This window comes from Planotetraspora silvatica (genome assembly GCF_016863315.1).
Taxonomy (GTDB): Bacteria; Actinomycetota; Actinomycetes; order Streptosporangiales; family Streptosporangiaceae; genus Planotetraspora; species Planotetraspora silvatica.
In genome coordinates this window covers 1-12318 of the sequence record NZ_BOOQ01000079.1, presented here as the reverse complement: position 1 = coordinate 12318, position 12318 = coordinate 1, and the positions used below count along the sequence as shown (strand labels likewise).

Annotated in this window: 12 protein-coding genes; 8 read left to right on the top strand and 4 right to left on the bottom strand. The window is 67.6% G+C overall.

What is annotated here, in order from left to right:
- Positions 1 to 19 precede the first annotated feature (19 nt).
- Entirely contained in the window at positions 20 to 400 is a 381-nt protein-coding gene (locus Psi02_RS39570) for a helix-turn-helix transcriptional regulator (protein WP_203981057.1), read from the bottom strand.
- A 154-nt stretch (positions 401 to 554) separates the two neighbouring features.
- On the opposite strand from Psi02_RS39570, the gene Psi02_RS39565 reads away from it, so the two are divergent.
- The 3 genes from Psi02_RS39565 (at position 555) to Psi02_RS39555 (ending at position 3639) form a co-directional block, all read left to right on the top strand.
- Complete coding sequence (locus Psi02_RS39565; RefSeq protein WP_203981056.1) at positions 555 to 986, top strand: response regulator; 432 nt, start codon at positions 555 to 557, stop codon at positions 984 to 986.
- Between the two features lie 323 nt (positions 987 to 1309).
- Positions 1310 to 1906 carry a hypothetical protein gene (locus Psi02_RS39560; RefSeq protein WP_239095543.1) on the top strand — a complete coding sequence of 199 codons (597 nt, stop codon included), beginning with the start codon at positions 1310 to 1312 and terminating at the stop codon, positions 1904 to 1906.
- Positions 1907 to 2847: 941 nt separating this feature from the next.
- Complete coding sequence (locus Psi02_RS39555; protein ID WP_203981055.1) at positions 2848 to 3639, top strand: GNAT family N-acetyltransferase; 792 nt, start codon at positions 2848 to 2850, stop codon at positions 3637 to 3639.
- A gap of 453 nt (positions 3640 to 4092) precedes the next feature.
- On the opposite strand, the gene Psi02_RS39550 is transcribed toward Psi02_RS39555, so the two are convergent.
- On the bottom strand, positions 4093 to 4833 hold the full coding sequence (locus tag Psi02_RS39550) for a TetR/AcrR family transcriptional regulator (RefSeq protein WP_203981054.1): 741 nt from the start codon (positions 4831 to 4833) through the stop codon (positions 4093 to 4095).
- A gap of 88 nt (positions 4834 to 4921) precedes the next feature.
- Here Psi02_RS39550 and Psi02_RS39545 point away from each other — a divergent pair, with 88 nt between their 5' ends.
- Positions 4922 to 5785 (top strand): NmrA family NAD(P)-binding protein, encoded by an 864-nt coding sequence (locus Psi02_RS39545; protein ID WP_203981053.1) that lies wholly within the window; start codon positions 4922 to 4924, stop codon positions 5783 to 5785.
- Between the two features lie 210 nt (positions 5786 to 5995).
- Here the strand turns inward: Psi02_RS39545 and Psi02_RS39540 are convergent, their stop codons facing one another.
- Entirely contained in the window at positions 5996 to 6646 is a 651-nt protein-coding gene (locus Psi02_RS39540) for a hypothetical protein (RefSeq protein WP_203981052.1), read from the bottom strand.
- 406 nt (positions 6647 to 7052) lie between these two features.
- Positions 7053 to 7613, bottom strand: coding sequence for a GNAT family N-acetyltransferase (locus tag Psi02_RS39535; protein ID WP_203981051.1), 561 nt, complete (start codon positions 7611 to 7613; stop codon positions 7053 to 7055).
- 209 nt (positions 7614 to 7822) lie between these two features.
- On the opposite strand from Psi02_RS39535, the gene Psi02_RS39530 reads away from it, so the two are divergent.
- From Psi02_RS39530 to Psi02_RS39515, 4 genes are all read left to right on the top strand, one after another.
- Positions 7823 to 8638, top strand: coding sequence for a phosphotransferase (locus Psi02_RS39530; RefSeq protein ID WP_203981050.1), 816 nt, complete (start codon positions 7823 to 7825; stop codon positions 8636 to 8638).
- Positions 8639 to 8825: 187 nt separating this feature from the next.
- The gene (locus tag Psi02_RS39525; RefSeq protein WP_203981049.1) at positions 8826 to 11057 is read left to right on the top strand and encodes a helix-turn-helix domain-containing protein; all 2232 of its coding nucleotides are present in this window, start codon (positions 8826 to 8828) and stop codon (positions 11055 to 11057) included.
- A 123-nt stretch (positions 11058 to 11180) separates the two neighbouring features.
- Positions 11181 to 11861, top strand: coding sequence for an alpha/beta fold hydrolase (locus Psi02_RS39520; protein WP_203981048.1), 681 nt, complete (start codon positions 11181 to 11183; stop codon positions 11859 to 11861).
- 109 nt (positions 11862 to 11970) lie between these two features.
- Positions 11971 to 12318 (top strand): ATP-binding protein (locus Psi02_RS39515; protein WP_203981047.1); only part of this gene is annotated, 348 nt, incomplete at its 3' end.

Below are 12318 nucleotides of genomic sequence, written 5' to 3'. Positions count from 1 at the left end.
TAGTCGGCGCCTCCCCTGATCAAGGTCCGCGTAGCGGAGAAGGCGAAGAGTCGTGGCCTCCTGCGTCCTGGATGGCCGCATCGTCTGCCGTGTCGACATCATGACCGGCGAAGATGGCGATGAGCGCCCGAACATCGTGGTCCGCTTCGGCAGGATGGCGAAACGGCCGAGCGGGATCGATGGAGTAGGTATTGCGACGACCTACTCGGTGCCGGGTGAGGTATGCGGCGTCTTCCAGGTCAGCGATGATGAGCTGGGCGGCGCGTTCGGTGATGCCGATCTCGTCGGCGATGTCGCGGATCCGGATGTCAGGGAAGCGCGCGATGGAGATCAGCACGCGTGCATGGTTGGTCAGGAAGGTCCACGTCTTGCGATCTTCGGTGTCACCTGCCGGCTTCACGGACCACCTCGCTGTCCCGATGGACTTCCTTGGGCGGGGCTAGTCTAGAACCGGAATTAGCGAATAGCATTTCGCGTAACTACTTACGCGTGTGCTCATGCCGTGGAACCCGCCTGACACGACGCGCCTGCTGTTCCAAGGAGGGCAATCAGGCATGGCCGCACACGACGAGAGGCCTTACGACGTCCTGGTGGTCGAGGACGACCTTGGAGATCAGTTACTGATCGAAGAGGCGCTCACTGCCGAGGGACAGCCCCGCAAGATCGTGCAGGCTCCTGATGGCCTCGCCGCACTGGACCACCTGCGAACCGCTGAGCGGCACCCGGACCTGATCATGTTGGATTTGAACATGCCTCGGATGAGCGGAGCCGAATTCCTGAGCATCCTGAAAACCGATGACGGACTGCGAACCATCCCCGTGGTCGTGCTCACCACCTCCGCCTCTCCCGACGACATCTCCGACGCATACCAGCGCCACGCGAACGCCTACGTGATAAAGCCGGCTGACTTGGATGAGTTCACCCAGGCGGTGCAGAAGATCGATACCTTCTACAGCAGCATCGCCGCCCGGATCCCTCAAGCCTGACAGTGAACAAGCTGGGCCCTTGGTCCAGCGCCAGGCGAGAGTCGATCTCACCGATAACCGATCTTCCCCAATGCTGGTCAACCCCCAGGTCGTGTTTGTTCGCCTCGCGAGCGTGATCGGTTAGGCGGCGCCAAAATCTCCGGCTGGCGACGGTGCTGAGACGGCCCGGACGTGGCAAAAGCGCGCTTAGCCCACATCCGGCGCGGCGACGCTCGTCATACGACGGGTGTGCTTCCACACCTGCAGTGATTCGGCATTCGAGATGCCCCCAAGGAGCGCGGACGTCTGCACCGCGAAACCCACCGGATCCATAGGGGGAAGAAATGGCTGTTCGGAGTACGCGAGCCGTCGCCGCGCACGCGGTGGCGGTCCTGCTGGCACTGACGTTACTCGGCGGCTGCGGAAGCGACAGGACCGCCGCCGTGGCGCCCGAAGCGGCGGTCGCCCACAACCCGGCCGCGGTCGCCACGCCGACGTCGGACACCGAGAGCGAGTACACCTCCCCGTGTCCGACGGCGGGCAACGCCAGGCCGTTCGCCAAGACCCACTTCGCGCTGCACGCGGGTCTCGCGCTGGGCGCCTTCCATCGCTACATCTACAAGCCTCTGCGCAGCGGCGGCTTCAAAGCCGGCGCGGAGAAGCGGAAGCGCACATTCCTGAAGGCGGCGATAGCGGGAGCCTTCACCCTGCACCAGCTGAAGGTCGCCAAGAACTTCGCCGTGGCCAATCCGACGCTGTGCAGAGCGATGGAGGGCGTCAGCGGCAAAGTCAGCGCCCTGACCGGCAAGCTGAAGAGCGGTACCGCCACGGAGGCCGACCTCGACGCCCTCAAGGGCTCCATGAACGGCCTGCAGCAGGACGCGACGAAGACGGGCTACCAGTTCAAGGAGCGGAACGTCACCGTCCCCGGCGCCGCCTGACCCTGCCGACGCCGAGGTCGGATGGGGGGCGGGGCCGCACCCGAGATCCGCAGCACCGGCTGGGGCCTTGCCGTGTGGTTGAAGTCCTGGGATCGAACGATGATCCGTTGCCATGCGGGCGGCCTGTCGAAGACTTGCCGCAAAACGATCAGGGGGCGGCACGTGGCTCGCCCCCTGGTCCTCACATCCGCCGCCCCTTTTGGGCAGCTCCTAACATTTGCCGACTTGCGGGCACTTGACGTGACCCTTGCTATCCCTGCAGCACTTGAGCTTGTGGTGGGAGCTGCATCTGTACCAGCACTTCGCGCCGGGCTTCGGCTTGGCGCTCACAGCCGCCGGCACCTGGCACGGCTGGAGCGTCATCGTCCTGAAGTGATCCGCGCCAGCCGACGCGGTCTGAGAGACTCCGATCTGCATGACGGCGAGAGTGAGCAGCGCCGAGCCGAAGGCCAACGATAAGGGCTTCCCCTGCATGAGTGCCTCCTCCCAGGTCGGGCCGATAGGCGGCGACCGGGTCCGCACCACCATTGTTCGTCGCCGGGCCCGACGGCATCCAGACGACTTGGCCTTTCCCTAAATGACTCGTTCGGAGCCTTATTCGCGGCATTCGCCGCACTTGACGTAAACCATCGCGGTCAAAATCTATCCGGCGCCGTCTACGACTGACCTTTTGCCGCTGCGCCGCCCTCCCCGCGCCGGGCCGCCGGCAAACGGCCCGCCCACGCCGGCATCGACTGTTTCATCCGGTACGGCGCTGTTCCGCGCCGCTGTGCGAGCACCGGGTCTCAGCGGGCGGGCCCAGGGCAGCATGATCCGCCGCTTTCACGCCGGAGAGCTTCGCCCCTGAGAGCGCTCGGCGGAGCCGAAGCCATGGACCGGATGCCACAAGCACGTTCGGCCCGGCGGAGGATGACGGCGCGGCCCGCGATAACGTCCCGAAGATGGAGATACGCCCGGCCGGTGACGGTGACGTCGCCGAAATCGCCCGCATCGCGACCGCCAACGGGGACGGCGACGGCGCGAATCCGCGGTATGTCGCCCATCTCCGCGGCAACGGCGGGTTCCTGGTCGCCGTGACCGGGGACGAGGTGGCCGGATACTGCGCCACCCGCCGGATCGCCGGGGTGACGATGTTGTGCGACCTGTTCGTCGACCCCGCCCGGCACGGCCGCGGCGTGGGCCGCAGCCTGCTCGAGGCGGCATTTCCCAACTCAGGAGCGAGGTTCACCTTCGCCTCGCAGGACCCTCGGGCGATGCCCCTGTACCTGCGTCACGGCATGCGGCCGCGATGGCCGCTGCTCTACCTCAGCGGCCCACCCGGCCAGAGCGCGGAACCGTCCGCACGCAGAGTCGACGTCCTCGACGCGGGCGCCGCCGAGTCTCTGCTCACCGGCGTGAACCGCACAGCCGACTACGCCTACTGGGCCCTCACACCGGGAACGACCGGAGTGCTCGTGTACGACGACGACGGCGCCGTCGCCGCCGCGGGAGTGGCCGGGCCCGACAACCTGATCCACCTGACCACCGCCGGCGGCCACGACCCCGCCGCCACCCTGCGAAGCGCCCTCACCGTCTTCGACGCCCCGACGGTACGGCTCTGCCTGCCCGGCCCACATCCGGCGGTCGAGGAACTCCTGCGAGCCCACTGGCGGATCGACACCTACGACCACCACATGTCGAGCATCGCCGACATCATCAGCTCCGACCGGGTCCTGTCACCGTCACTCGCCTGACGTCGTCCGGCCGCCGAGTGGCCGCGAGTGCTCATCCGACCAGGAGAGGCGTGCGGCGCAGCCTCCCGCAGGCGTCCGCATACAGCTTCATCGAGAGTAGTGCGGTCGATGTTTCTAGTTGTAGACCGGACCAGACGCGCGACTCGCGGCAGATGAGTGCGCGTCCGCGCCTCGGCGCCCGCCCGCACCCTGACGGACCACAGGTTGCCGGCCTGGTCGCGCTGCCAGACCACGTTGAGCGAAATGCCCCTCATCGTTGCCAGGGAGCACGAGCGAACCTGTGCCACCGAGCTGGTGGCGACGTGGGGCTGAGCGTCGGATCGACACCCGGATGCGCATCCGCTCAACCCGACACGCCGTCGATGCCGCCGCGATGACGGGCAACAGAACCGCCGGGAACGGAACAATCCGCTCGCGGATGCGGTCAATCTTGGACGGCACCTGATCGCGGTCTCAGTCTGGGCCGGCTGAGGCCCCGGGGGTGGTTGGGCCGTCGCCGGTTCGATCCAGCCACTCCGACAGCAGGGCGCGCTCGGCGCCGGTGAGCATTGTCAGCTTCGGTGCGACGGCCCGGAATGCGACAGCGACTGCGGTCGTGCTGTCCGCGGGAAGCGTCGGCATGTCGGTGAGGATCGATCGCATCACCGCCTCGTACATCGCGTCGGCAAGGTCGCGTTCCCGGTGTTCCGGCGGAGTGGAGAGCAAGGTGAGCACGGCGCCGGTGCCGGCGGCGTGGATGAGTTCGACGGCACGTCTTTCTGGGACCCGAAGCCGGCCGATTGCCGCAACGCGGTGCACCCGGGCGCGCAGAACCTCCAAGCCGGCGGCCGCCGCCGGTGAACGAACCTCACGGCTGGGGTCGGTGAGGAGACCGAACAGCGCTGCGTTGGCGAGACCGAAGCCAATATGCGTGTCCCACCCCGCCCGTAGGTCTGCAACCGGGTCGCCGCTGTCCTCGACGAGGGTCTTCCCGGAGACGTAGGTGGCGAAGACATGTTCGGCAACGGCGTCGAGCAGCGCGTCCTTGTCCTCGAAGAACCGATAGATGGTCGGCGCCTGCATGCCGACCGCCTGCGCGACCGCACGGGTGGTGACCGCGCTTGCGCCCTGCTCACGCAGGAGCTGCGCCGCGCACTCCACGATGTTCGCTCGCGTCCTTTGCCTGCTGGCGCTATCCGGCCTCACCTCTGCCATGTTTCCAAAGATAACGCAATTTTGCTATCTCAGTTGCTAACGATGGTAGCATTCAAATCGTTCCAGCGTTAGCAGGAGAGGACGGATCATGATCATCATTACCGGCGGTACCGGCCAACTCGGCTCCCAGATCGTTGATCGGCTGCTCGATCAGGTCTCGGCAGACCGGGTCGGCGTGAGCGTCCGCGACACCGACCGCGCCGGCGAACTGGCCGCACGCGGGGTGCGCGTGCGACGCGGCGACTTCACCGAGCCCAAATCCCTCGCCGATGCGTTCGAGGGCGCAACACAGGTGCTCATCGTCTCGACTGACCAGACGGGCGAGGCAGCGGTTGCCCAGCACATCGCAGCGATCGACGCCGCTCGCGATGCCGGTGCCAAGCGCATCCTCTACACCAGCCACCAGGGCGCCGCCGAGGACTCGGTCTTCGCACCGATGCCCGACCACGCCGCCACCGAGCGCTACCTGTCGAAGACGGGCACACCGTTCACGGCGCTGCGGAACGGGTTCTACACCAGCACCGTCCGGCACCTACTCGGCCGGGCGCTCGAAACCGGCGAACTCGTCGCACCGGCCGACGGGCCCGTATCCTGGACCACGCACGCCGACCTCGCCGAAGCGGCAGCGATCATCCTCGCCGACGAGGGCCGGTTCGATGGTCTGACCCCGCCGCTGACCGCACCGGACGCGCTCGACCTCGCAGCCATCGCCGGCATCGTCACCGAACTCACCGGACGCACCATCCGCCGCGTCGTCGCCGACGACGCCGAGTGGACGGCCACCATGATCGGCCACGGTGTACCCGCGGATCAGGCGAACATGCTGCTCGGCATGTTCCACGCAGCACGCCGCGGGGAGTTCGCCACCACCGGACCGGAGCTCGAGAATCTCCTCCAGCGCACACCCACGCCGGTCCGTTCGATGCTGGAGGGACTCACCACCCAGCCGTGAACTCTCCTCCTTCTCGATGTGGTGGCCGCCACACGGGGCGGCCACATCGCACTCATCTGGGCATGAGCGCGCGGTCAGCGGCAGAAGAGTGCGTGGTGGTTAGCGCTGTTCTATCCTGCCTGAGTTGTCATCGCGCTACCGGCCTCGCGTTCGGGCAGGGCAGTCGTGGCGGTCGTCCTCGCTCGCCCGGCCGGGCGGCTGGGGAAGCGGTCATGAGCGTTGCACGCGGGTGCGGCGGTAGTAGGACCAACCGGCGGTCGGCAATGCGATTGTCCACGCCAACAGCAACGGCAGGCCGATGAGGACACCGGTGGTGGTGAAGATGTCCTCCGGGCCGGCGTCGCGGAGAGCGGCCGCGAACTGCCAGGGCAGCGTCATCGAGTAGCCGATCATCAACGCGGATCCCAGGACGGTCGGCGTCAACGGCAGCCATGGTGGCACCCGATGCCCGCGCAGCAGGGGTATCAAGCGTGGGAAGACCAAGCCCCAGTCGCTGATGAGTCCGAGGGCCAGGATTGCGCCGAGTCCGGCGAGGATGCACAGGACGCTCAGATAGAACGCGCCGGCTGGTAGGCCGAGGAATCCGTCGACCGGATGATCGCCGACGCCTGGTCCGCGACCGTGGTACCACTCGCGGAACGGATCGGGGTTGGCGAACAGTGGGATGCCGAGAATCCACGGGATGTGCAGCGGGATGAAGCCGAGCAGTGGGGCGACCCACGCGACGTGCCCCGCGCGGCGCGCCCATGGTGGCGGTGGTGGTGTGCGGGGCGCTGTTGCTTCGGGGGATGTCTGGCTGATCTCCTGAGCCTTGTCACGACCTCGCCTTTCGATGCGACGCCGATGTCCCGTTGGTCTCATGGACTCAAGATGTCAAGGCATCGGGCACGATGCCTCACCCGGCTGAGGGATCGAACTCCCCCTGTGGGGGGAAGGCGCACGGCGGAAGGTGTACCGCAGGACAGGTCCTCGATCGCATCCTCATCAGCCCGGCCATCAAGGTCTATGCCGACGGCGTCAACGCCGAGTTCTCCGACCATGCCAGTGACCATGACCTCCAAATCGTCCGCATCCTCGCCGGCTGCGACGGACGCCGACTCCCCGCCCGCTGCCTCCCCGGCAACCCGTAGTGAACGAGTAACCCATAAAGGGTGGGCGCACATACGACCACGGGATAGGCCTCGGCAGGAAAGGTCATCCAGCGCATGTCCCGCGACGACCCCGGGCGGCACCTTCTCTTAATAAGAACACTGACGGCCAATAGATCTCACATGTCACTGTTCATGCGGACGTGCAGGTGCCCCTTGCACGGGAACGCCGGCGGTCGGGCAGGGAGCACGGACCGAAGGACATATCGGCACTTCTCTGCCACATGGCACGAAGCATGGTTATCGACGGCATGCAGCAGATCGAGGCGGGCCAGAGGCATTATGCGCTGTGAGCCGAGCGCCCAACGCGACACGACCTCAAGGGCGCGGCTGGCGATGCCTCGACCTCGGACTTCAGCCGATGTCCAGTAACCGACTGCAGCTGCAGCCTCGTTGGGGTCGGTCGCCTTGACCACGATGTGCCCAACCGGATGACCAGGACCCTTATCTCCGCACTCCAGGACGGCGAAGCTGAGCCGGAGGCCAGTGGCCCACCCTTCGATCTGATCGTCAATCCATCGATGGGCCTCTGCGTCACCAACAAGAGAGGTGGTCAGCCAGCGGCGCAGAAGTGGATCACGATGAGCCGTCACGAGGGCCACCACATCTTCTGTTTGCCAGGGGCGCAGGAACAACGCGGGTGCGGATGCGGTCGGCTCCACCGAAAGGGTCACCGTCATAGCAGTTTTCCTTGGCGATTGGTCACCCTCGTAGCCTTCCACGACCTCCGCTTCCTGGAGCGGAGCGGGCGGATCGAACGCGCGCTGTCAGCTCGGGAAGTGTATGGATCACGGCAACGCCATCGTGGCATGACGGCAGGGCTTGGAGCCCCTGACAGAATGATCAGCTTGGCTGGACGACATCTTCAGGGGCCGGGGATACTGATGGTGTGGGGGATGACGGTGACGAACCGCTCGTCGGTGGCCGGATGACGCGGGGCGTCGTGCGCCGCCGTGAGCGGGTGCTGCGCCCCTTGGGTCCCTGGTCAGAGGGAGTCCACGAGTATCTCCGTCATCTGGAGAGCGTTGGCTTTCCTGGTGCCCCCCGCGTCCTTGCCGTCGTGGGAGACCGCGAGGAGGTGACCTACCTGGACGGTGAGGTGCCCGTCGATCCCGCCTGGGAGCCGGGCCGCGGGCATCGCCTTCCCTCGTACGCCCGCAGCGATGAGGCGCTCATCGGGGCCGGACGGCTGATCCGCGACCTCCATGAGGCAGCGCAGGGATTCCGCCCTCGTTGTACCGCCTACCGCTATCACCCCTGCCCGCCTCGCCCCGGCCAGATTGTCTCCCATGGCGACCTCGGCCCCTGGAATACCGTCTACCGGGACGGTCTGCCTACGGCGTTCATCGACTTCGACAGTGCGGGACCGGTCGATCCTCTGGACGAACTGGCCGCGGCCGCGTGGGCCTTCGTGCCGCTGGAGCCCGATCGGCGCCTGCGCGAGGCCGGATTCGACCCGATCCCCGACCTACCGAGTCGACTCCGCTTGTTCGTGGACGCCTACGGGCTCACCGACGGCCCTGCCATCCTGCCCGCCCTGCAACGTAGCATTCTGGCCGGCGCGGAACGCATCGCCACGTGGCCGCTGTCCCCAGCCGATGCGGCCGTGTCCCTTGAATACCTGGCCGGCGAACTCCGCTGGCTCCACACCATCACTCCTGCCCTCGAACGCGCACTCACCGGACGAGCCGGCGCCGGCAGATGAGCGCGCGGACATGAGCGCGAACCTTCCTACCTGTCGTGCTGTCGGCGCCAGGCGCTCACCGATCTTCGCTTGACCCATCGGGGCCCACACATGGCCCCCAAGTAGGCTTGCACCCGTTCGCAGCGGGTCAAGTACCCACCTCTGAGAAGGAGTAGCCCCCATCGCCGACCCACTCAGCTTCGCGGAGTTGCTGCGCCGCCATCGGCACGCGGCACGCCTCACTCTGGAGCAGCTCGCCGAAGCATCAGGGGTCAGTGCCCGAAGCCTGTCGGACATGGAGCGAGGACGCAGCAGGGGACCTCAACACCGAACCGTAGCCGCCCTCGCGGACGCACTCGCTCTCGACGAGATCGCCCGCAAACAGCTCATCGAACTGGCACGCGATGGCCGCCTCCGGGATCATTGGACGCGCCCGACCGGTCTGTGTGAGCTGCCCCGGTCCGTCGACGACTTCACCGGCCGGGCTGCGGAACTGGCTTGGACGAACGATCTGATTCACGCTGACAAGTCGCCCGGTGTCGCCGGCGTCGGGCTCATCACCGGCCCTGCCGGTCTGGGAAAGACCACGTTCGCCGTCCGCGCCGCCCATACCCTGCGCCCGGACTTTCCGGACGGAGTGCTCTTCCTCGACCTGTTCGGCATGTCCCCTCAACCCCTCGCCGTCGGCGAGGCCTTGGCGCTGCTGCTTCGCGCGCTCGGTGCCGCGGATCAGCAGATACCGAGCGACACCTCCGGCCGGGCCTCCTTGTACCGCTCAATGCTGCGGGACAGGCGCGTTCTGGTCGTGCTCGACAACGCCGCGTCGGAGGAACAAGTACGTCCGCTGCTGCCGGGAGGCGGCGGAGGCAGGGCTCTGATCACCAGCCGCCGGCTGCTGGCCGGTCTGGAGGGTGTGCGCAGACTGAGCCTGGGACCTTTGCCTCTGCTGGAAGCCACCGAACTGCTGACCGGGATTCTGGGCGAACGCTCCGCATCGGACGGAGAACCGGCGCTCGCCCAGCTCGCGCAGCTGTGCGGTGGCCTGCCCCTCGCGCTGCGGATCATCGGGAACCGGCTGGTCAGCCGGCCAGACTGGAACGCCGCGGAACTCGCCGCCCGGCTGTCGAACGAGGAACGCCGCCTCGACCAGCTCAGCGCCGGCGACCTCAAGATCGCTAATGCGTTCGGGATGTCGTATGAGCAGCTCGCGGCGTCCGCACGGCAGGTCTTCCGCCGGCTCGCCCTGGTGCCCGGCCGGGACTTCGACGCCGCCCTCGCCGCGGTCGCCGGCGGGACCTCGATCGAGGACGCCTGGGATGCCCTCGACGAGCTCGTCGACCTCGGCCTGCTGCAGGACAGCACCTCGGGCCGTTATCGCTTCCACGACCTGGTCCGGCTGTTCGCCCGCGACAGGCTTCAGGAGGAGGACACCTCGGCCGAGCGTGATGCGCTCAGCGGCAGGATGACGTCGTGGCTGCTCCGGATGGCCACGACAGCCGGGCGGTGGTTCGAACCCGCGTACGGCCGTCCCGACCGGTCTGACTCCGACCTCGCCGACCTGTCGTCCATGGACGAAGCCGACCGCTGGCTGCGCGTGAATGCGGACAACTGGCTGGGCGCGCTGCGGTATGCGGCCAGCAGAGGCCTGCACTCCGTCGTCCTGGACTGCGCCGAGTCGATGCACTGGTTCTCCGACCGGTGGATGCACGCTCCGCATTGGCACGAAGTTTTCACTCTTGGCGCGGAGGCCGCCGCCGCCCTTGGTGATCTGGCGCAACATGCCACTCAACTCAACTACCTGGCCTGGGTCCACACGGTGCCGCCGGAGGACCCGGAAACCGCGTTGCGGTACACGGCTGACGCGCTGGACGTCGCGACTCGAAGTGACGCCACGGCGCAGATCGCCTGGGCCCACCTGTACGCCGGAGTCGCGCTTCGACTGCTCGGACGGCTCGATGAGGCAGTCGCGTCGACATCGCGGGCGGCGGAGATGTTCAAGACCACCGGCGACATCGATGCGTACTGCCAGTGTCTCGGCGCCCTCGGCAACTGCCTTCGCGACAGCGGGCGCTACACCGAAGCACTGGAGCAATTCCACAGAATGTGCGACCTGGCGGGCGACGAGGAGCCGGCGATGACACCGAGCATCGCGGCGCTCACCCGGCCGTACGCGCTGGCCCGGGCCGGCGAATGCCTGGGGCTGCTCGGCCGCCGAGCCGAAGCGATCACCAAACTCACCGAGGCGATCGGTCTCATGGAGCAATTGCAGTTGTCCGGCCTGCAGGCTCGCTACCTGGAGGTGCTCGCAACCATCCTGGCCGACGAGGGCCGAACGGGCGAGAGCCGCCGGGTCTACGCGCGTGCTGCCGAGGTGTTCGAGACGGTCGGTGACACCGAGGCGAGCGGCCGTTGCCGCGGCCTGGCGACCGCTGCCCACTGACCAGCCGAAGGCCGATGTTCGTGGAACTCCTGCGTGCTGTTCTGCATGGTCTGGTCGCTGCCGCGCGACTTGGATTGACCGCAGGACAGGCGTCGGGCCTGTCCATCCCGATCAGGAGTGACCATGCCGACAATCCAGAACATCGTGCTCGTGCACGGTGGCTTCGTGGACGGATCCGGCTGGCAGGGCGTCCACGACGACCTCGCCAGGGACGGCTTCCGCATCCGGATCGTGCAGAACCCGACGCTGTCGCTCGACGGCGACGTCGCCGCGACCCGCCGGGTCCTGGACTCGCTCGACGGCCCGGCCGTCCTGGTGGGCCACTCCTACGGCGGCGTCGTCATCAGCGAAGCCGGTACGCATCCCAATGTGGCGGCACTGGCCTACATCGCCGCGTTCGCCCCCGACAAGGGCGAGTCGGTCAGCACGCTCATCGCCGACCCGCCGCCCGGTGCGCCCGTCCCGCCCATCCTCCCCCCGGTGAACGGCTTCCTCCAACTCGACCCTGACAAGTTCCACGGCGCGTTCGCCGCCGATCTGCCCGCACAGCAGGCCGCGTTCATGGCCGACTCGCAGGTCCCCTGGGGGGTGGACGCCCTCGGCGGGGCGGTCACCGAGCCGGCCTGGCGGCACAAGCCCAGCTGGTACCTCGTCGCCACCGAGGACCGCATGATCCCGCCACCGGCCCAGCGCGCCATGGCCGAACGCGCCGGATCGTTCGTCGTCGAAGCCATCGGAAGTCACGCCGTCTACGTCTCCCAGCCCGCCGCGGTCGCCGACCTCATCCGCCAGGCAGCCGCCTGATGGTGACCGTCACCCGCAACGTGCTCACGCTGGTCTCGGAGGGGCTGTCCAACCGCGCCCGCAGGCTGGAATTGAACGGCGCAGGGCGTGCGGTGTGAGCATCCTCACCGTGACACCGCACGCCCTCGTGGGCCGAGACGCCGAACTGCGCGAGCTGTTCGCACTGTTGCACGGCGTGAAGGAGGGCGGCGGCGCGCTCGTGTTGAGCGGCGCCGCCGGGGTCGGCAAGTCGGCGTTACTCGGAGCCGCGACGGCGGACGCCACCGCGAGGGGTACGCGCGTGCTGACCGTGACCGGTGTGCCCGCCGAAGGTCAGGTCCCGTATGAGGGTCTGCGCAGGCTGCTCTCGGGGACCGGGCTCGCACCCGCCGACTTCGAAGGCGGGCCGCTGGGCACCGCGATTTCCTTGCTGCACCTGCTCTCCGCGCTGGCGGTCGACACGCCCGTGGTGCTCGCC